This window comes from Pseudogemmobacter bohemicus (assembly GCF_003290025.1).
In the GTDB taxonomy this organism is placed as follows: domain Bacteria; phylum Pseudomonadota; class Alphaproteobacteria; order Rhodobacterales; family Rhodobacteraceae; genus Pseudogemmobacter; species Pseudogemmobacter bohemicus.
Map to the genome: position 1 here is coordinate 937,883 of NZ_QNHG01000001.1, position 20,173 is coordinate 958,055.

The 20,173-nt window shown below is 59.1% G+C and carries 14 protein-coding genes; 8 read left to right on the forward strand and 6 right to left on the reverse strand.

Features of this window, described 5'->3' with window-relative positions; translation table 11 throughout:
• From DRF71_RS27885 to DRF71_RS04560, 3 genes are all read left to right on the forward strand, one after another.
• Nucleotides 1-511, forward strand: a 511-nt coding sequence (locus DRF71_RS27885) for a recombinase (protein ID WP_112309326.1), incomplete at its 5' end; no start/stop codon positions are given.
• Nucleotides 505-1,389: a plasmid partitioning protein RepB C-terminal domain-containing protein gene (locus DRF71_RS04555; RefSeq protein WP_112309327.1), complete on the forward strand. Its 885-nt coding sequence runs from the start codon at nucleotides 505-507 to the stop codon at nucleotides 1,387-1,389. The genes DRF71_RS27885 and DRF71_RS04555, both read left to right, overlap by 7 nt.
• On the forward strand, nucleotides 1,386-2,270 hold the full coding sequence (locus DRF71_RS04560; RefSeq protein WP_112309328.1) for a plasmid partitioning protein RepB C-terminal domain-containing protein: 885 nt from the start codon (nucleotides 1,386-1,388) through the stop codon (nucleotides 2,268-2,270). The genes DRF71_RS04555 and DRF71_RS04560 overlap by 4 nt, the downstream gene beginning before the upstream one ends.
• A gap of 163 nt (nucleotides 2,271-2,433) precedes the next feature.
• On the opposite strand, the gene DRF71_RS04565 is transcribed toward DRF71_RS04560, so the two are convergent.
• Nucleotides 2,434-3,150 (reverse strand): hypothetical protein, encoded by a 717-nt coding sequence (locus DRF71_RS04565; protein WP_112309329.1) that lies wholly within the window; start codon nucleotides 3,148-3,150, stop codon nucleotides 2,434-2,436.
• Nucleotides 3,151-3,597: 447 nt separating this feature from the next.
• On the opposite strand from DRF71_RS04565, the gene DRF71_RS04570 reads away from it, so the two are divergent.
• The 5 genes from DRF71_RS04570 to DRF71_RS04590 all read left to right on the forward strand — a co-directional run bounded on the left by DRF71_RS04570 (nucleotide 3,598) and on the right by DRF71_RS04590 (nucleotide 9,934).
• Nucleotides 3,598-4,443 (forward strand): GIY-YIG nuclease family protein, encoded by an 846-nt coding sequence (locus tag DRF71_RS04570; protein ID WP_112309330.1) that lies wholly within the window; start codon nucleotides 3,598-3,600, stop codon nucleotides 4,441-4,443.
• Between the two features lie 222 nt (nucleotides 4,444-4,665).
• Nucleotides 4,666-6,111: a hypothetical protein gene (locus DRF71_RS04575; RefSeq protein ID WP_112309331.1), complete on the forward strand. Its 1,446-nt coding sequence runs from the start codon at nucleotides 4,666-4,668 to the stop codon at nucleotides 6,109-6,111.
• A gap of 173 nt (nucleotides 6,112-6,284) precedes the next feature.
• Nucleotides 6,285-6,974 (forward strand): hypothetical protein, encoded by a 690-nt coding sequence (locus tag DRF71_RS04580; RefSeq protein ID WP_157970923.1) that lies wholly within the window; start codon nucleotides 6,285-6,287, stop codon nucleotides 6,972-6,974.
• The gene (locus DRF71_RS04585; RefSeq protein ID WP_112309333.1) at nucleotides 6,974-8,332 is read left to right on the forward strand and encodes a methyl-accepting chemotaxis protein; all 1,359 of its coding nucleotides are present in this window, start codon (nucleotides 6,974-6,976) and stop codon (nucleotides 8,330-8,332) included. The genes DRF71_RS04580 and DRF71_RS04585 overlap by 1 nt, the downstream gene beginning before the upstream one ends.
• 63 nt (nucleotides 8,333-8,395) lie before the next feature.
• Nucleotides 8,396-9,934, forward strand: a complete 1,539-nt coding sequence (locus DRF71_RS04590) for a thermonuclease family protein (RefSeq protein ID WP_157970924.1) — start codon at nucleotides 8,396-8,398, stop codon at nucleotides 9,932-9,934.
• Between the two features lie 21 nt (nucleotides 9,935-9,955).
• Here the strand turns inward: DRF71_RS04590 and DRF71_RS04595 are convergent, their stop codons facing one another.
• The 5 genes from DRF71_RS04595 to DRF71_RS04615 all read right to left on the reverse strand — a co-directional run bounded on the left by DRF71_RS04595 (nucleotide 9,956) and on the right by DRF71_RS04615 (nucleotide 20,101).
• Entirely contained in the window at nucleotides 9,956-10,246 is a 291-nt protein-coding gene (locus tag DRF71_RS04595; protein WP_232831301.1) for a type I restriction endonuclease subunit R, EcoR124 family, read from the reverse strand.
• A 100-nt stretch (nucleotides 10,247-10,346) separates the two neighbouring features.
• The gene (locus DRF71_RS04600; protein ID WP_112309335.1) at nucleotides 10,347-11,426 is read right to left on the reverse strand and encodes a BsuBI/PstI family type II restriction endonuclease; all 1,080 of its coding nucleotides are present in this window, start codon (nucleotides 11,424-11,426) and stop codon (nucleotides 10,347-10,349) included.
• A 4-nt stretch (nucleotides 11,427-11,430) separates the two neighbouring features.
• Nucleotides 11,431-13,221 carry an HsdM family class I SAM-dependent methyltransferase gene (locus DRF71_RS04605; protein WP_112309336.1) on the reverse strand — a complete coding sequence of 597 codons (1,791 nt, stop codon included), beginning with the start codon at nucleotides 13,219-13,221 and terminating at the stop codon, nucleotides 11,431-11,433.
• 103 nt (nucleotides 13,222-13,324) lie between these two features.
• Nucleotides 13,325-14,932 carry a hypothetical protein gene (locus tag DRF71_RS04610; protein WP_112309337.1) on the reverse strand — a complete coding sequence of 536 codons (1,608 nt, stop codon included), beginning with the start codon at nucleotides 14,930-14,932 and terminating at the stop codon, nucleotides 13,325-13,327.
• Between the two features lie 135 nt (nucleotides 14,933-15,067).
• A complete protein-coding gene (locus tag DRF71_RS04615; RefSeq protein ID WP_408634518.1) occupies nucleotides 15,068-20,101 on the reverse strand; it encodes a RecQ family ATP-dependent DNA helicase in 5,034 nt (1,677 codons plus the stop codon).
• Nucleotides 20,102-20,173: the final 72 nt, after the last annotated feature.

The following is a 20,173-nucleotide window of genomic DNA, read 5'->3' on the forward strand; positions in this document are numbered from 1 at the left end:
TTCCGCCGGCGCCTATCAGTCTCGCTTTGGCAGCCTTGTGCGGGCCTATGAGCTGATCGGCTTCACGCCCGACCGCGACTACCGATACATCGAAGTGAACCGCGCCCTGCGCATGCTGCACCGGCAGACCGTGTCCGAGACCATCGCCACACTTCAGGCCCAGGGCTGTGAGGTAACCCGCGATCCCATGACCGACCTTCTGACGATCAACGGGGAATTCACCACCTCGCTGATCATCTCGCGCTGCCGAGAAACCGGATCCGGAATGCGGCGGTGGCAGCTGAGGTTCGACGCTAGCCTCAGCCCCGACATCACCATCGCCATCCGGATGAACCGGGAGAACAACGCAGCACTCGACTACTACTTCCTGCCCCGAACCGAAATGATCAGCCATCGGCTTGGCCTGTCCGAGGAGAACGGATTCATGCTCGACACCTATCGCCATGACAGCCTTGAAAGCTTCATCTCGCTTTCCAGGCGCAGCCGGATCGCGGAGTTGGAACCATGGTAGCCCCACACGGTCCTGCGCCCATCCAGCGCATCCCGGTGGATCGGATCGTGGTGGGCAACCCGCGAGAACGCAATTGCATAGCGTTCAAAGAACTGGTGGACAGCATCGCAAAGGTGGGTCTCAAGCGTCCCATCACCGTGTCGGGAGGCACAGACGGCGAACCCTATCAACTCGTCTGCGGACAGGGCAGACTGGAGGCGTTCATGGCGCTCGGGCAGAAAACCATCCCGGCCGTCATTCGCGATTACACGGTAGAGGAGCGGCTTTTTCACAGCATTATCGAGAATGTGGCGCGACGCCAGCATCGGCCTATGGAGCTGCTCCACGACATCGGCGCGATGCGGAAACGCGGGTATTCCTGCGAGATGATCGCGGACAAGACCGGCCTGACCCATGGCTACGTAAAGCAGGTTTGCCAGCTTCTCGAGGCTGGTGAGGCGCGGCTGCTGATCTCGGTCGAGGCGGGGAAAATTCCCCTCAACATCGCGATTATCATATCCCGGGCCGAAGGTGCGGCCCTCCAGTTGGCGCTGGCAGCCGCCTATGAAAGCGGGCAGATAAAGGGCAACCAGTTGCTGGCCGCCCGCCGCTTGGTCGAACAACGTCGGTTGCGTGGCAAGGGAAACCATCCGGATCCCCGTAAGAAAACCACGGTGGATATCTCACCCAAGATGCTGGTCAATACGATCAATAACGAAATCACTCGCCATAGGGACATTGTTCGGAAAGCGGAGCGCACCTCCCGCGACCTTTCCTTCCTGGTCGCGGCGCTGGATGCCCTGCTCAAGGACGAGGATTTCTTCACCTTGCTGCGTGCCGAAGGGCTGGAGACCATGCCAGCCCCGATCGCCGACCTTATCGTGGAGCGTCGGCAATGACCGAGAAACCGACAGCCATTATCCCCGCCGCTTTTGAAGACGAGCTGGCGGAAATAGCGTTCGACCGGATCATCGCGCTGAAGCAGCTGCCATCTTCGGTGCGGTTGTCGCGCAAGTTTGATCAAATTGCCTCCACCGTTGAGAGCGAGGGGCTTGTAGAGCCGCCGGTGGTGGCACGGTGCAAGGATGAAAGCGGCCAATTCCTTCTCCTGGATGGACATGCCCGGATCGAAGTTTTGAAATCGCTTGGCAAAACCTCGGTCATCTGTCTTGTCGCAACGGATGATGAGGCATTCACCTATAACAAGCGCTTGTGTAAGCTGGCCACCATCCAGGAGCACAAGATGATCCTGAAGCTGGTTGAACATGGCATGCCCGAAAAGCGCATCGCCGAGGTCTTGCGGGTGGACATCAGCACGCTGCGCACGAAAATCCGGCTGCTGGACGGTATTTCGCCGGAGGTTGCGGAACTTCTGAAAGACAAGCGCTGCCCGGTTTCCAGCATACGCCTGCTTCGTCAGATGAAGCCAGCCCGCCAGTTGCAGGTCGCGTCTCTGATGGTTTCCATGAACACCTATGGCAACCGCTTCGTGACGATGATGCTGGAAACATCATTACCTGCGGATCGCATCCCGGTAAAGAACACCAGATCCCCGAAACTGACACCTGAGCAGGTCGAGCAGATGCAGTCCGAAATGACCGGTCTGCAGGATCGGATCAAGGAAATCGAAGGATCCTATGGAACGGAAAACCTCAAACTGGTTCTGGGGACCGGCTACATCGCGGCCCTTTTGCGCAATGCCCGAGTTTCCCGGTTCCTAGTGCAGCGACACAAGGAGATTCATGCCCAATTCGAGCGCATAGCCAAGTTGACGACTTGAGCTTTTCAAAAGACGGATGCTGCTCTGTTCGTCAAAACTCAACGAGGCGAGACGATTGGCGGGGCATTGGCACCCGCCACTACTTGGTGCCCGATCTGTATGATTTCACGGCGCGATGGATTCACGAAGTGCCCGCAGTATCCCCCTGTGACAGGCTAAGACGTTACGGCCTCACATCGAAGCTCTCGAATGGAAATTTCCCAATCCCGCCAGCATTCCACGCGGCCTGCCAAGCAAGCCCACCCGCTCCTTGCCCAATGCTGACGATGGTCTCCATGTTAATGAGCGGAGGGCTGGCTATCCCGTCACTGTCACAGAGCTGCACAATAGCATGCGACAGCATTTCCTGGCTCATACGGGCATTCACGATCAGCCCGGTTCCGAGGTAGGATTTTGCTGGCGCACACTCTCCGGTGTCGGCGTTATAGTATTGTGTTACGGCCATGTTGGCGGCCGGATTCTTTTCATGCCCCAGGAACCCGACATAGCCAGGAGAATTTGGATTAAGGAACGTCGTGTGGTAAGTTCCATCCCTCCACCTGAACGTGGTCATATGAGCGAGGGAAAATTCAGCCGTGCCACCGGTTCGGCCCTCCCACCAATTGGCACAGGCGATGGCGCTGATACCGGCCATTTGCGATATATTTCCAATAAATGAACCAGCCCCGTCGGCCCACTGTTCTCTGCTGCCGGCGGGGATCATGATCGGGTTTTCGCCATTGTTTTTGACAATCCTGCAAACCCCAAACCTGTCGATCTTCTGGCTTTCTCCGTTTGCAACCTGAAAGATGCCATCCGACATTTCTTGAGCGCTTGTCTGATTTGTGCCGGTATAGACAATCACGCCGAAAATCGCGGCGATGGACGTTTTTATTTTCATGGCTTTACCCTGGCGGCATGTTTGACTTTCCGGGAATATATAACAGTTCGGCGAAAGTCCCTACCGGATACCTCGCCCCACAAGGCTGAAAATGTGGATAACTTCAATGGAAGCATGCAAAGTTCGGCATAATTCGAAATACTTTATTGATAACAATCTGGAACCTGTCGAGAACCCAAGCAGACGGTCATGCGGACGATCATCGCGTAATTCTGGATGCTGCGAACGCCAAGAGCGATCGCAGAAACTTTCAGACCGTGACTGGCCCTTGCTGCGTTCGGAACGGCCTCGGTATTGTTGGGCGTCGGGCTGCTCTTCAGATCATGATCATCTTCCCAAGATGGTGATTTCGTGGTCCTTTGGTTCGCGTGGTGGAAGCAGAGCAGCCGAGGGGCCGGCACCTCGCCGATACTTGACCGATGAGATAGCACAAAACATGAGGCGCCATTGTTCCATTTCCACGAGTTCGTCCAGCGTATTGGCCTGGATCCGGCCGCGCTGCGACTGCTACGTCATGACACCCGCGGCCTTGCGGCTTGGCGCCGAGGCGGGCCACATGCATTCGGCTGCTTCGCGAGCTTTCAGCGCCGGAACCCTTCGCCATATCAGGGCGTCCGGCTGGCCTGCCACTTTGTGGCGGGGCCGACACTCGCGAATGGTGATGCCTCCGCGCTGTTCATCGGCACCACGCGCATCCTGGCACAATGGGACTGGACCGGCGAGCGCCTGCCACTGATTCAGGATGCGCTCATCCTCGAGACCGAACAGGGAAGACAGGACGTCGACGCGTTTGACCTGGAATGGTTGCCGCAGGGCGCCGACTTCGTAGAGCGGATCCTGCTGCGATGGGGACCGCCGGCCTCAACCCGCGCCTGGTCCCAGTGGGGAAACCGAGCAGAGAAGGAAATCGTCGAGCTCCGGATCGATCCGCGCGAGCCGCCGTTCCCCGGCTTTTCCGCCTTCGTTGCCCGGGTGAGCGAGTTGCGCCTGGCTCCGCTGGCATGGCAGGCCGCGCTAGGGTCCGTCCGCGGGGTCTATCTCTTGGTGGCGGATGGTGGCGAGCAATATGTCGGATCGGCCGCGGGGCAGGACGGTTTCATGGGCCGCTGGCGCGGATATGCGGCCAACGGCCATGGCGGGAACGTGCTTCTGCGGGAACGCAGGCATCAGAACTATACCGTGTCGATCCTTGAGGTGGCCTCGCCGGACATGTCGCGAGATGACATCGTTGCGCGGGAGGCGTTCTGGAAAGACAAGCTGGGTGTGCGGGCCCATGGGCTGAACGCCAACTGACACATCCGTCTCCAGTCGGATGTGCTGCGTGATCCCATACATGACCGGTGAAGAGGAACTGCGCGCCGCACGCTGATGCGATAGCGTCCTCAGCACGGGTAACTTCGCGCTTCATTATCTTTTAACAAATTTCAGATCCGCGCCAGTTTTCTGCTGCAAGGGCAGCGCCTCCCTCGTAATGATCAAGTAATATTGATCCGTTACCGAAGGTGACACCCGCCAATGCTCGAGAAGTTGAAATCCATGCTCAGATCAGATGATCTGCTGCCCTCTCTATCGGTCTTTCCGGAAATCGATGCGGAAAAGCTGAGAAGGGATCTGGATCTCGATGCTATCGGAAAGCAGCGTGGAGGTAACAACGATCCCAAGCCGGAAGAGACGACGCTCGACTCAGTTGAACTTGCCGTCATCGGACGCATCGGTTCTCTTCGCACCAAGGGGCTCGAAAACTACGAGGCCCATCGGCAGGTATACAACGAGCGGCTCACGCGCGCCGGCACTATGCGCCAAGAGGTCTTCGTCGCGGCGGAGAACGCGAGCAGCAATTATCTGACCGCTGTTCGTGCCAGGAAGGCGATCATGACCGCGTCCACCGAGCGCCTTCACGAGACGTTCCAGCACCGCAAGTATTTTCGCGAGAAACATGATCTTCACAGACCGGCGAAGCATTTCGAAGGTTGGGGGAATTTTGTCGGGCTGACGATCATCTTCATCGTCGTTGAATCCAGCCTTAATTCTTTCATGTTCTCGCGCGGCAACGAGCAGGGTCTTCTGGGTGGCCTGCTTACGGCGGTTGTCTTCTCCGCGGTCAATGTGATCACAAGCACACTACTTGGCGTCTGGGCCTGCGGACTCAATCACAGCGCGTTTCTCCGAAGGGCTGCGGGGCTGATCAGTATCTGCTCCTGGCTCGCCTTCATGCTGTCGCTTAACCTCACCGTGGCGCATTTTCGCGACCTGATTGACGCGGAGACGGAATGGTCAAGGGCTCTCATGCTGGCGGTGCCGGCTATGCGAGAAAACCCGTTCGGCCTGACGAGCATGGATAGTTGGTTCTTGCTGGCAATCGGCAGCCTGATCTCGCTCTTCGCCTTTCTGAAGGGCTGGTATGCTTTCGATCCGTTCCCTGGATACAGCAAGATTGAGCGCGACCTTCAGAGCGCCCGCGCAAGCCATGGTCATGACCTCGAGGAGGCAATCGGGGAATTGGAGGACATGCGCAAGGATGCCCTTGAAGAGCTTCGTGATGCGGATGTTTCCGTCCGCGAAGGCATATCTCATGCGATCGATGCGCTCTATGGGCGCACTACCCTGAATTCCCATCTGCACGCATTCCTCGGACAGTGCGACGAAAAGGCCAACTACCTCCTGGCGATATATCGGGACGCTAACAAGGCGGCCCGAGGCCAGCCCACCCCGGTGAGCTTCAGCACGATGCACAGCTATCCTGCATTCGAGACCTCCTTCCCGGCCGACGATCTTCGACGCAAGGAGGCGGAGACCGAAGCGAAGGCGGTCAGCGAGGTCGTTGGAAAGGCTGTCAAGGAAATCTTCGAAGCCTACAACGGTGCAATCGTGGCCTTTAAACTTCCGGAGGAAGTTCAGGCAGGGGCTCCCGGAACACCGAAAAGTCCGGCCCTTCCCGATGGCGCTGTGGGCCTGAACTGATGGCTGGCAGGAGCACTGGCAAGAGCCGAAGCAGGATCACCAGTCGTGGCAACGGCAGGCGTAAGTCGCGTAGGAACCAAGGAAGCAGCACAGGTTGGCTATACGTCACGGGAGCCATCGTTGCACTCGGGTTTCTCGGCTTCGCCTTCTGGTGGTCTAATCAGGAAAGTAAGGTGAGAGCTGTCGATGAAAACACGCTTTGCCCGGCCGCGACCGGACCCGTCGGGGAAACCGTGATCCTGCTTGATCTGACGGATCCGCTCTCGCCTGCACAGCACGCGCAACTGATGACTTGGCTGGAAAAGGAAATCGATGACGCCCCGCAGGGCACCCAGTTCACTCTTGGTGTAGTCAGCGACGATCCGACCCTGTGGGGAGCAACAGATCCCCTCTGCAAACCGCAAACGGCTGCCTCCGCGAACAATCTGACCCAGAATGCCCGCATTATAGATGAGAGGTATCAGCAAAAGTTCCTTCAGCCGCTGAGAGAGAAGCTCACCTTAATGGTCCGTTCCTCAGGCGCAAAGAGATCACCGATCATGGAGAGCCTGCAGGCCTTGGTCTCCGATACCCCGGGGTTCATCACCTCGGAGGTGCCGCGCCGTATCGTCATGGTGACCGATTTACTACAGCACAGCGATGCCCTGAGCTTTTATCGCGGTGGTGACTGGGAGAGCTTCCGGAAGTCGCCAGCCTTTCAGCGTATCGGCGCAACGCTTGTGGACGCGGAAATACGGATCTACCAGGTGCCGAGGCCGACTGAGGGGGTGAAGGATCCGGATGTGCTCGAGGATTTCTGGACTCGCTATTTCGAAGTGCAGGGGGCGCACCTTCCGCGTGTGACCCGCCTGGGAGATCTCTGATGGCTCAGCGAAACACAAAGCGTATTTATGGCCGAACCGGTCATCCGGCCGTAGAGGCGATCCCGTTGGCACTGGCCTTTCTCGTAGGGGTAGGCGGAAACATCGCCTTCAAATTTATGCCCGTTCATCCGGTCGCGGGGGCAATATTCGCTGGCGTGGTCCTCTTCTGTTACGCGCTCTATGCCTATCTGGCCACCGAACTCCGGCTGGACGCCGAAACCATAGGCGACAACTGCTATTATCTCGGCTTCCTGTTCACTCTGACCTCACTTGCGGTAACGCTCTATTTCGTCGTGGAAGCTCCCTCATCGCAGCGGGCAGACATGATCCCCGAAATTATCGCCGGCTTCGGGGTGGCGCTGTCCTCGACCATCTTCGGCGTATTCCTGCGTGTCCTGATGATGCAGTTCAAGATCGATGTTGAAAGCCGGGAGCGTTATGAACGGGTGGAGTTGAACGAGGCGTCCCGCCGTTTCCGTGCCGAGCTTGGCGTGAGCCTTGACCAGCTGAAAGCCTTCTCTGTTGAGAGCCTTCAGCAGGGGGCGGAACGCGAGGGGAGGATGCGCGATGCTTTCGACAAACTGCTCGCGGATATGCAGCAGGAACTCCTGCAGTCGGCCGCGCAATTCGGCCCTGCCCTGAGGGAAAGTATCCACCTGCAGACCGAAGCTGCGCTAGGCGCGGTGAATGCCGCCGCACGAGAATCCAGTGACCAGGCCATTCGCAGTGTGCAGGCCGCCATGTCGGAAATCACCGATTTGGCGAAATCGGCCTCGACCCGAAGTGCCGAGGCCGCCGAAACCATGCGGAACAGCGTCACGACACTCAGAGAATCCGCTGGCACACTTGCTCAAGGTGCCCAGGAAATCGTCGTGAGTGTCGGACGGACGCAGAGCACGACAACACAGATGACGGAGGTATTCTCCCGGGAGATCGGTGAGGGCACCGACGGGATGACACGTGCGATGAAAAATGCCAGGCAGCGCTTGGAAACCGGGGCCCAGAACTTCTCTGATGTCGCCACGCGTGCTGGTGCCATGCTGCAGGATGGGGCCGGCAAAGTTCAACGCAGTTTCGATGCAACCGCCTCGAAGGTCGGCGAGGCGGGTGATCGGCTCGCGCAAAGGATCGATGAGATACGCGCCACCCCCCTGGATAGCGGCCTGCAACCGCCCTCCTTCGTCAAAAGCGAGCGGACCGCGGATACTACGCCCAACATTCAAGTGGCTCTCCCAGCCGGTCCGGCCGCAGTCCAACCGGTCGCAAATCCGGTCCAGCCAGTTGCGGCAGCGGGCACGGAAGTTGCCGATAGCCCCTCTGGCCGTGCCGAAGGTGGCGGCGGTTGGTGGAAACGTTGACTGAGATGAAAGCGAAGCACAACCAATACCCGGACCACCAAGGGCGTGGCGCAGGAATACATTATGCGGACAGGTAGCCCGGCATCCGGTTCGAGCCGCGATTACAAGCGCGGCGCCGTCATGGGATTGACCGTTGCTGAAGCCTTCATTTTGCTGAGCTTCATCCTGCTGCTCCTGTTCACCTGGTGGCAGGTCGATTCGGAGAAGCGCAGCCTGCACCTGGCTGACAGCCTCGGGGAAATGACCGACGCACAGAAGGCTGAGATACTGGACGGCCTCACGGATGGGACCTTCGAACTGGCGAGAGCGCTACGCGAGGCAGGGCTGGGGCGGATGGACCAAGCCGCTCTGGAGGATACGTCGAACTACTCTCGCTTCATGCGGGAGGAGGATCTGCAGCGGCTTCTGACCGGCGCCGTGGAACTCCTGCCCGGCACCCGCCTGAAGCTGAGCGAAGTGATCGAGATTACACCGGAAACCAGGCTTCGAGCTGCACTTGATGATCTTTTGAGCCCAGAAGCAGTGATTGACGGCGCGAGCCAGAGGCTGGCGGATGCGGCAAGGGAAGAGGAAGACCTGGTCAACATGCTCGAGCGGGAGCTTGGGGCAAGCATCCGGGAAGCCGGCGGCGCGATCCGCGCTGACGGCACGATCATCCTGCCACAGAATGTGCTGTTCGAGGTAAACAGCGACCAGATCAAGGATGTCGGCTTCCTGAAGGACTTTTGCGCGCCTTGGGTCAGAACTCTCAGATCCTCCGGTCTGGATGTCACGGATCTTAAAATTGAGGGGCACGCCTCATCCGAGGGGCCGTCGGGCTACGATGCTTCTCGCGCCTATCTCTACAACCTCAACTTGTCACAACGCCGCGCACAGAACGCCCTTACGGTTTGTCTTTCCGGTCTGGAAACGGACCCCGACACTCTGGATTGGGCGCGCGGTCGCCTGTCGGCTACCGGCTATTCCTCCGCACGCCTTGTCGAAAATGAGGATGGGATGGAAAACCGCGAGGCATCGCGCCGTGTCGAGTTCTCGATGGATATCGATCGAGAGAAGCTTCTTGACGAGGTCAGAGAGGACCTCCGCCGTGGCGCGGATGCTGACGTTCTGGATCCCATTGGCGTTGCGGGTGCAAAGGCCCCCGGATCGAGCGATCAACCAACGTCGTTGGATGGTGGCGCTCCCCCTCAGGCATCGGAGCCGGATACAATGGGCCATCCACGCGTAATCGATGGTGACACTATCGCAATCGGCGAACGGCGTTGGCGACTATTCGGAATCGACGCACCGGAGAGAACCCAAAAATGCAGCCGCCAGAGTGGCGAGCGCTTTTCCTGTGGCATTGAGGCAACCGAAGCCTTGATCCGCCTCATCGGCACCAAGGAAGTCCGTTGCGCCGAAATAGAAAAAGACCGCTATGGCCGATCTGTCGGAACGTGTTTTGTAGGAGAGACGGATATCGGTCGTGAAATGGTAAGGACAGGAATGGCCCGAGCATATCTCAAATATTCACATGAGTATGAAGCCGAAGGCCTTGCTGCGGAAAACGGAAAGGTGGGCTTCTGGGCTGGCCAGTTCCAAAGCCCAGAGGATTTCCGCTGATAGGTTATAACCTTACAATTGTTAGGAATGCCTATGCTGCAATTGTTGCCAGGAACATAATTCCACCCTCAACTCGCCTTCACCCACCTCATCCGCCAACGGCTGCTTGCCACTGAACAGGATATCCCGATGCAGCGTCTTGAAGGCTATGGGATCAAGGTTCTCCTGTTCGATCAGCCCCGCATAGGCCTTGGTGCGCTCCTCCTCCCAAAAGGTCCGGAACGCCACACGCACATCATCGTCCGGGCCGAGCAACTGCATCTTCTGGTCGATGAACGCCTCGATCAACTCGCGCTTGCCGCTTACGACCATCCTCACTGCTCGCGCCGTGAATCGTTCATGATCTGCTCGCGATCCACGCCTCAAAGCGGTTATTCGGGTGGTCCCTTTAACCCAGGCGATCCGGCAGCAATCAGCCTGGCATCGCTAGAGGCGGCGCGGCGAGGACGTCATGAAGAACGATGATATGATCCGGTTCGGAGGCGAACCAGGCCAAAGATCCCCATGCCAGAGATTGGACCGTCTTCTTGAAGCCGCCGGTGCCTCTGTCCTGATAGGCGGTCAGGAATTTGACGTGTTTCCTGTCGAAGCGCGCAGCATCCGTCATCTCGAGGATGGCGCTCTTTCGCCGCGCGGTAACCGCCCCATCGGTGGCGACGACCTCGACGAAGAGCAGGATTGGCTCCGCCGGACCCAGGTCCGCAAGTATCAAATCCGGGAGGTTCTTGTCGGCCTCGATCTTCAGGCCGATGCGGGCCGCCAGCTTATCGTCCCTTGCGACCACCTTGTTGCCGCTCTCGCTCAGCCATAGCACAACGGGGTCTGCCATGAACCGAGGTGCGAAGACCTCGACAACAGCGCGCGAGATGAGAGAGCTCGGACCGGGGGCCATCTGCCGCGTTTCGCCGCTATTCGGGAAGGTGACCTGGACACCGTTACCGTTCGCTGCGGCACCGGATAACATGATGGAGACCCGCGCCAAAGCCCCGCGCGAGAGGCTAGTCCTCTGGAAATCAGCGATGGCATCTTCAAGATCTTGGCCGTCAAGCGCAGGATTGAACAGTTTCGCGAAGGAGCCCTTTAGGGCATATCGGGGTTTCCCGGAGGTGGTGGGGAGGTCAGTGCGCGCCAGCACCGCGCCGACGGCGACGAGGCCCTCTCGCAACGTCTCATCCCGTATGGGCTCCCGGCTATTGTCCGCATACCAACGTGCGCCCGGGACCACATATTGGCCGCGGACGACACCATTCGCATAGGCCTCCCGCTCCGCATCTGCTGTCAGGTCCGCTTGCTCGTCGGTCATCCGATAGACATGGACCGGCCCCAGATACTGGTTCGCCCCTTCGACAGCCCCCACATAGATCATCGCGAAGACCGTGCTGGCGGCCATGTCTCGCGTGCAATAGATTCGGTTCTCTATCCCGTTCGGAAAAATTATCGGGAGGCGCTCGGCTACAAGCGCCTTAGTCGCGTAAGGCGGAAAGTCAGACATTCAATCAGCTTTCTTGATACAATCTCTCGCATTCCACTTCAATCAGCCGGCCAGGAGCATGCGCGGCGACAAGCCTCGCAAGCTCCCCAAGGGCGGAAACGTCCGGAATGGGCAGGGCTTCAAGTTCAGACGCAGATACAGCCACGCTTCCGCTGATGCAGCGGAATGCCCGATCTGCCGCCCCGCTATTCATGAAAGCGGCGAGGACCGAGGATGACACCGGTGGCTCGCCGGACACTGACCGGAGCATATTCAGGTGGTTTTCAACAACTACGCCACCATGCGCGTCCAGGAATTCTTGAGGCAGTGCAGCCGCGATCAGGCGTCGAGCCTGCTCCTTCGCCGTCGTTCTTTGCAGAAGGACGCACGATCGGTCCGTGACCAACCAAGCATCCTTATCGGTGATTTCGAAGTATTTGGTATGATCCCGGCGATCAGCACGCCATGCAAACGATCCATCGCTTCCGACAGCTTCAGCCCAGAGAAGCGGAAGCCGTCCCTTGGCTGCTCTTGTGGCCAGCTGAGTCTTATAGCGGTTCCAAACGAGAGGCCCCGTGCTGACCCGATAGCCCCAATCACGCAGGCGCGTCGGCATGGATGCCATTGCGGCCACCAGGTCAGCCTCCTTGGCTGTTCTGGATAGAATCCACGGCGTGGTCGGATCCGCTGGGAGTTTCCCCGATCCTGCTGCGGCCACTTCGATCTGGCCTTTCTGCACGGGCGTGATCTCTGAAACCCAAATGCTCTCGCAGTATCCCCGCTGATAAACGGCAAGTATGGTCTCTTGGAGCACGTCGTCGAAAACGCCGCGCCGAGCGGTCACGAAATCAAATGACCGAGGCTTAGCCTCACGGCCGATCAGGCCACGCAGAGCTTTGAAATATTCACCCGAGAGGAAGCTGGTCGGAGTCACATATGCGATGACCCCGTTCACCTTCGCATGGCGCAAGGCAAGATCAGTGAAGACACCATAAAGGTTGGCATGCCCGAAGAGGCCGCGCCGGAACTTCTCACGAAGTTCGGGCGCAAGCTTAACCCGGCCATAGGGCGGATTGCCGATAACCAGATCGAAGCGGTCCTTCGGCGGGTTCTTCGTCAAGCTATCGCATACTGTGACCACCACCGGCAGGCGCTTACCGGCGCGTTCGGTGATCGGTAGCATCACCGCGTCTAGGGCGACTTGAGAGAGCCACGCGGCAAACGGGTCGATCTCATAGCCGCGCAAACGGGTTGCGACGTTCTCGACTAGGATCCGAGCCTCGCACCCTGTAAGAGTATCGAGGATGCGCCTCGCCACCGGAGCAAGAAAGGCCCCTCCGCCGCATGCCGGATCCAGAACGCGGGCGCTCGCCCAGTCGATACCTGCGGCCGTAGCCTGGTCGATCAGCCGCTCCGTGATGGCCGGCGGGGTGTAATAGATGCCGCGCTCAGCCCGGTGCGGTCTGGGAAGCATCCCCGTGTAGATGAGGCCGATATGATACGCGGCCGTCTCCGCATCGAGGGCCGCAACCGTCCTGCCTAAGCTCTCTGCAAGGGCCTCCGCAGATGCGGGAAGATCCTGGGTCGGAAATGCTTGGAGCTCCGCCCGCAGCGCGGCCTTGGCCCCGGCGGCTTCCGACAGGGCAGCCCACCAGCTCCGGATCAGGCGGCGGCCGAACGTGTGTGCCAGGGAAGGGTCATCGCTTCTCGCAGCCGCACCAAAGGCTCGTGCCATCTCCTTGCCGGCCTCGATTTCCGAGATAATGCAGAGGTGTTGACCATTGGTATGAGCGACCGCCCGCTTCCTGGCATCCATCGGCTTGCCCCGCTCCTCGCCGCGCCGTTCTGCGCTATTGTTTTTTGGGACTATGCCCTACCTGACGGTGGTCGGCAATATAGCGTGATAAGTTCTCTGCCCCTCAGGTCTGGCGCCCAAGGAGCAGCCCATGTTGATGGAGTGCAGGGACAACGGGCAGAAACTCGTGGAGCTTTTCGGCCAATGGGTGTTTTCCTTCGGGACTTCCTTTCTTCAGATGCAGCGGGGAGAAACCCGTGGCATCGAATGCTCTTTGATATTTGGAAAATCCGGAAAGATACTCCGGAAGGCATTCCGGGCGTATCTCGTGAAGCATGTTTTCATACTCTGTGGCTGAAATTATGCAAACAGGAGCCCTGTCCGCTTCATCCACGAAATCATCAGATCCCACCGTCGCATCGTTCATTTCATTAGCGCGCCGGAAGCACTCCTCCGTGAATACCGGGTTGTGGTCGGCCCACTCCTCCAAGGTGATGAGTGTGCCAACAAAGTCATCCGCAGCCGTCCAGGTAGTGCCATCGCCGATGACGGCCCCACTATTCAAATCTCTGTAAAACTTCCAAAGCTGGACAATGCCTTTTGCGAGATCATCCAGCTGCTCAAGGTTGTCACGGACCGGCCTGGGAGAAAGTCGAACGCTGATGTTCATCTTCTTGGATTTGCATTCTGCAGCGATCGAGACGCGGTTGTGGGTATGGACCAGTAAGTCGGTCGTGTGCTTCTGGAAGCCCACCTGTCCGTAGGTAAAATCTCCTCTAGACGAGATCGGAGCGGGAATACTGCGCTGAGCCAGCTCCAAGCAGTATAGCTCGAAACGCTTATCCATGGCGCCCTTCGCGTCACGGGCCATTTTCCTGACGGGCTTTGCATACGAGGAATCTGTAGCACCCATAATGTCGAAGTATATAAAGTATGTCGCCCTGTATATCAGCAGCTCGGGGAAGGGGCAGATGTAGGCAAACCGTATATCATCGCCGATTCTAAAGATAGGATAGTCGAAGACCCTGGACACCCTGAAGTCCAAGCCTCGCACTGTCGCGGCCCCGTCTGATTTTGCCGCTTTGGAGGCGTTCTTTACGGTGAGGCTTACAATTTTGAGGTATTTCTTTACATCTGCTCCCGTTATCCCAATGGACGAAAGAAAATTAAGATTCGTCAGGTGGGGGACTTTACTAAAGTGCTCGGCGAGAGCGATGCTGACCGTGAAAAAGGTCTCGGCATCCAGTCCGTATCTGCTTTTGAATACTGCTCGTGCCTCCGGGCAATAGTTGATGAAAGTGCCCCGGATCATGAAGCGTGGCGCATCGTGGCCGGTCTGCCAGGAGAACTGTTGAAGCATTATGCGAGGCATCATTTCGAGAAGCGATTTCGTGTCCTTATCGATACCATCCATCGACTGGCGGTTGGTAATGTCACGATATGTATTGATGAGGCCGACAATCGTATCCCAGTTGCTGACATTGAGATGCTTCGGCTTCAGGCGGCTGTCCGTCAGGTTGTCGTAGGCCTCCAGGTAGACCGTCAGCAGGCCGACAATCTCCCATGGTGGTATGACGAATCGGCTTTCCCGTCGCAGCTTCACCGCTGTCGGATTTAGTCTCACGGCTCGCCCAGCCAGATCTATTCGTCCTTTCCAGAACTGGTATAGCCCCCATGCCGTCAGCAGGAATTCGTCGGAGCTTGCATGCCTTAGGTGATCCTTGAGGATCATGGTGTCAGATCGCATGAGAATTCAGCATCGCCAGGAAATTGCTTCATAAGCTCATCCTGTTAGGCGGCATTGTCCATGTCCAGAGACATTCGCCGGCTTTGGTCTCGTCGCCTATCGCTGAGCGTTGCACGTGACCTACCCCCTTGGCGCAAACACGATCTCGGGCAGCACCGTCTCCCAGGTGTCGCGGCGACAATATCCAGCGTATTTCTCTTCACCATCAGACTTTCGCCACCTGACGACCGCACCGACCCGACCTTCCAGAAATGTATGTCCAGGCGGGTGATTCCAGGTTCTGGACATGCGGCCGATAACGCATCCACGCCGATCGACCAGCATCCAGTTCGCCTGCCGCAATTCAAGGGTCAGACTGTCCCCCACCTTGCAGCGCCGGACAGCATCATGAATCTCGTGTTGATCGCCCTGCCGCCCTGCGAAGGAGAGGTCAGCATTTTTCAGATTGGGGAGATGATAGACATTCGGCGACATCATCATATCCGACGGATTGGCATGAACCGGACGCCGCAGCACATTTGCACAATCGTTTTTCAGAAAGACGTGGTCGCCCGTGGTCATAACGGCAAGGCTTTTCTGGGCGCGTGTCATTGCCACGTAAAACAGTCGGCGCGGCGCATCCTGATCCTCGCCTTTCGAGAGTTTGTCCCAGCCCCCATTCAGAATGACCACATGGTCGAATTCCAACCCTTTCGCACGGTGTGCCGTCAGCAAAAGCAGCCCCCGCTGTTCGCCACGCGTGTCACGGGACCATTCGGCCAGCCACTCGATGATGTCCGGCACCGGCATGGTCTTCGCCCCCAGTTCCCGCGCCAGTTCCGCCACGCCTTCCGCCAGAAGTTCGACCCAGCGGTTGACCGTCTGTTCGTTGAGCACGGCTAGGATGCCGTCGATGTCCAGCAGATCCCCCTGACGTTTGCGCAAGCCCGCTACCAGCGCCTGCGTCTCGCGCAGCCGCCAGATGTTCGGCAGGTCTTCATTGGCCATCTCTACCTTCACGCCCTGCGCCTCGGCATAGGACCGCACCGCGCCGAGCTTTCTCCAATCCCGGGAAATGACCGCCGTTCGGGACCAGGACCAATCCGGATCCAGCCGTGACAAGCGGATAAGCTCATCCACGGCCGCGGTGGCCTGGGCAGCATCCCCGAAGGGCACATCAAGCAACTGCACCCGCCCCTTTGCCACAGTATCCGCCTGCTCCAGCACGCCGCCCGCCGGACTGGCGCGCCGGGTCGCGTTGATCCTGATCTCGTGGTCCGCCTTCATGCGGTCCTTCGCGCCCGCGATCACCGCATTGGCGGCAGTGATGATGTTTCCTGTCGAGCGGTAGTTCTCGACCAGAAAGACCGGGCGCGCCTTGTAGTCCTCTTCGAACTTGCGGATGAACTCGATGGAGGCGCCGTTGAAGGCATAGATGTTCTGATCGTCATCGCCGACCGCGAACAGGCTGAGCTTCAGCTCGGTGTCCTCCTGCTTTCGGCCAGCCACTGCGGCGATCAGCTTGTATTGCGCGGGGCCGATGTCCTGGTATTCGTCGACCAGGATCCACCGATAGCCCTGGATCAGCGTCTCGCGCTGCGCCTCCGCTTCGGATTTCGAAAGCCCTTCCCCCTCAAGCTGGCGGACGGCTTCGAGGACAACATCGTCAAAATCTTCGGTATCGGCACGTTGACCGATGAAACTCGCTCCGACCAGCTTCATCGCAAGGGCGTGGCAGGTGGAAATCGTGACGCCCACGGCATCGTCCCCGACCAGCGCGCGAAGCCGCACCCGGATCTCGGCCGCAGCATGTCTGTTATAGGCCAGAACCAGAATGCCGCTCGGATCCTCGCGCTTCATCCGAAGCAGATAGGCGATCCGATGCACCAGCACCCTAGTCTTGCCCGAGCCCGGACCTGCAAGGGCGAGAACATTGGTCCGGTCCCGGTCGTCGGTCACGATGTCTTGCTGGACCTTGTTGCTCAGCGCCTCGACGATTGTGCTCCAGGAGGCACTGGTGGTCTGGCGCCGGACCTCGCGCCCCATGCCCGGCATCCAGCGCTTCATGAACTGCTCTTTGTTGAGCAGGAAGTAATCCTCCGACAGACGGGCGGCATCCGTCATGGTCTTGAGCCCGGTTTCTGCATAGGCCGCCATGACATGTGTCTGAAGCGTCTGCTCGGTATAGTGGTCCTCCAGCGGGGCGAAGTGTGCCTGGGTGAACTGGCCGCCCGCCGGATCCAGATAGACGGTCATGGCCGAGCGGAAGACGGTCAGACCTTTTCCCAGGGTCAGGACGCCTTGCTCGTGCAACCACATCGATGCCCGTTCCAGAAGCTTCGTCATGTCGCGCACGCCGCTTGACCGAAGGAACGCATCCTGCGTCAGCTGTGCAAGCAGATCGCCCACTGTCGTCTCGACCTGAAGGTCTTTTCCGCGGACACCTTTCTCCAGCCGCCCGGTCAGGTAGCCCAAAAGCAGTTCTGCCGCCAACCAGCGCAGCTTCGCGGTTTGATGGACCGAGGTCCATGACCGCTCCAGCTTGACCATCAGCGTGTTGCGGCTGGCCATTTTCAACGAAATATTGCCGCGCCCGCCGTCCTGACCGCGACCGTCCTGCGCAATGCCGCGCAAAAGCCTGCCGATCGTGTCAGGCCGGACGTCCGCATGCCCCTTGTCCCGCAAACACTGGCAGGTCTCGGCCAGATTGAGCGGCGCCGGTGTCTTGTCATCCAGATCGGGGGCAAGCTCCTGCATGAGGGCGATCAGATCGGCCTCAAGCGCGCAGGCTTCCGAAAGGCGTTGGCTCGAAGCACGCGGAACGCCCACATGGATGAAAACCGTCATTGCAATCTCATTGCGCGCGATCCCGAGGTTTTCCAGCGTGGCCATCGCCTTCGGCAAAGCACCCGGGGAAATCCCCGCCGCGCCACAAAGCTCGTCCGTCGAAATTCCATCATCCGGCGCAGCCGTGAACAGATGCGTAACAATCGCCAGAAGCTGGTTCCGCGCGCTTTCGGTCAGATCGGCCTGCGCGAGACGTGCCTTCGCTTCATCGACGGTGCGCACCATCAGCGAGGACGGGAAGACCTGAACACGGTTCTCTTCCCGCGACAGCAGGTGCGCTTCTTCCAACCAGGAAACGGCAGTCTTGACGCGCGTATCGTCCGTTGCGCTGTCGCGTTCGAACTCCTGGTCCCTCTCCGACCGCACGATCTCGCCCGAGGTCGCAACGATCTTGCCCGTTTTCTTCGTGCGCTCGTCAATCCGCCTCAGTGCCTTCAGGATGGCGCCGATCTCGTGGCGGGCCAGGCGCGAACTGGCTGAAAGACGGAACTGACGCTCCACATCATCGGCGGCGAACAACAACACGCAATGCGCATCCTGCCGGTCCCGGCCAGCACGGCCCGCCTCCTGCAGGTAATTCTCCAGCGAGCCCGGAATATCGGCGTGAACAACCAGCCTGATGTCGGGCTTGTCGATCCCCATGCCGAAGGCATTGGTCGCTGCGATCACGCGCAGCTCGCCGATGCGGAAGCGCTCCTGAATGGTCTGCTTATCGTCTGCGCTGAGGCCCGCGTGGAAATGCGCGGCATCAAGGCCCTGGGATTTCAGAAACTCGGCAACGCGTTGGGTTTCCGCACGGGATGCACAATAGACGACAGCGCCAGATCGCCCATCTGCAGGCAGCAGCTCTTCGATGACGGAGAGAACATCCGACAGCTTGCTGCTCTTCGTGGTCGGTCGGACATCAAATGCCAGGTTGGTTCGCGACGCACCGCCGTCGAGGGGCAGAAGCGTGATCCCGGCCCTTGTCTGGAAGTGGTCGATGATATCCGCCACTACCTCGGGCTTGGCGGTCGCTGTCAGACAGATGACGGGCGCAGGATCCTGATCGGCGGAGAATTCCTTGATGAAGCGACCGAGATACCGATAGTCAGGCCTGAAGTCGTGCCCCCATTTCGAGACGCAATGCGCCTCGTCGATTGCCCATAGCCCGACCTCGCGCTGTATCAGCACATTCCGGATCGAGGTGCTTCTGAGCTGTTCCGGCGAGATGATCAGGATCCCGGCGTCGCCCAGCCTGACCTTGTCCAGCGCGCTCTGCCGCTCCGGCATGGAAAGCATACCATTGATCGTGACCGAGCAGGAAATCCCCGCGCGCTCCATCCCCTGAACCTGATCCGCCATCAGTGCGACCAACGGCGAAATCACGACCGTCAGGGCACCGATCTTGTCGAAGCGCGACAGAGCAGGAACCTGATAGCACAGCGATTTTCCGGTGCCCGTGGGCAGGATTCCAAGCACGCTGTTGCCCGACATCGCCTCATCGACGATGCGCTCCTGCAAGGGGCGCCCCTCCGGGTCCACAGGCTGCGGCCGGAAGGCGGGAAATCCGAACCACCTTTCCAGCGCCCGCACCGGATCATTCTGCTTGGCGCACCAGCCGCAGCCGGGATCCTTGCAGGACGTATCGCGCAGATGCCGAACGATCAGCGAAGCCTCCCTGAACTGGGCGCGCACCCAGGGCGGCATCACCGAGTCGCCCCCGGCCACCGTGATCCATGACAAGGCATAGGCCATGGGCCATCCGTTCCGCGGACTGCTCAGGCGGGTGAGGGTCTGCTCGACGCGCCGCTCGCAGGCCCGCCCGGCCAACATGCGCTGGACGGCAGCCATCGCCTCTTCGAGGCCAGGGCAGGCCTTCACCCGCAGGTAGCGAAAGACCGCATCAAAGCCCCCGGCATTCTCGATGCGCGTGGTCAGATAGTGATAGGCCGTCAACGCATCAGGTTCATGACTGCCCAGTCCTTCCAGCGCATCGATCTGGTTCGCCAGCACTTCGAAGACCAGACGCGCATCGAGCTCTGGATCGTTCACATGACCTGTGGCGAGACGGCCATCGTGGTAATGTTTCACCAGATGGTGATACGGGTTCCGAGGGAAGGCGAGCGGGTTTAGCCACAAGGTGTCGATCGGCGACCTCATGGCCCGCTCAATCCCTGGCCGTTGAGCCACGAGATGTTCGAGGTCATGATTTAGAATGTTATGCCCGATTGGATAATCGACATGACCAAGCTGCACTTCAAGCGCGTCCAGGACTTGCTCGGTCAGTCGGCCCACAACCTTCAGGTCAATCTGGTCATCGTTGCGCACAGCCGCAACCGCAAACACCTTTGCCTCACGCGGATCCACCTCGAGGTCGATCGATAGGCAACGAGATAAGATGTGGGCGTGTCGAAGTTC

Excerpts from the sequence above, each read along its gene's own strand:
- DRF71_RS04560 (WP_112309328.1), top strand. The coding sequence starts at position 1,386 with ATGACCGAGAAACCGACAGCCATTATCCCCGCCGCTTTTGAAGACGAG.
- DRF71_RS04605 (WP_112309336.1), bottom strand. The coding sequence starts at position 13,221 with ATGGATGCCAGGAAGCGGGCGGTCGCTCATACCAATGGTCAACACCTC.
- DRF71_RS04585 (WP_112309333.1), top strand. The coding sequence starts at position 6,974 with ATGGCTCAGCGAAACACAAAGCGTATTTATGGCCGAACCGGTCATCCG.
- DRF71_RS04610 (WP_112309337.1), bottom strand. The coding sequence starts at position 14,932 with ATGATCCTCAAGGATCACCTAAGGCATGCAAGCTCCGACGAATTCCTG.
- DRF71_RS04595 (WP_232831301.1), bottom strand. The coding sequence starts at position 10,246 with ATGGTCGTAAGCGGCAAGCGCGAGTTGATCGAGGCGTTCATCGACCAG.
- DRF71_RS04590 (WP_157970924.1), top strand. The coding sequence starts at position 8,396 with ATGCGGACAGGTAGCCCGGCATCCGGTTCGAGCCGCGATTACAAGCGC.
- DRF71_RS04555 (WP_112309327.1), top strand. The coding sequence starts at position 505 with ATGGTAGCCCCACACGGTCCTGCGCCCATCCAGCGCATCCCGGTGGAT.
- DRF71_RS04575 (WP_112309331.1), top strand. The coding sequence starts at position 4,666 with ATGCTCGAGAAGTTGAAATCCATGCTCAGATCAGATGATCTGCTGCCC.
- DRF71_RS04565 (WP_112309329.1), bottom strand. The coding sequence starts at position 3,150 with ATGAAAATAAAAACGTCCATCGCCGCGATTTTCGGCGTGATTGTCTAT.
- DRF71_RS04600 (WP_112309335.1), bottom strand. The coding sequence starts at position 11,426 with ATGTCTGACTTTCCGCCTTACGCGACTAAGGCGCTTGTAGCCGAGCGC.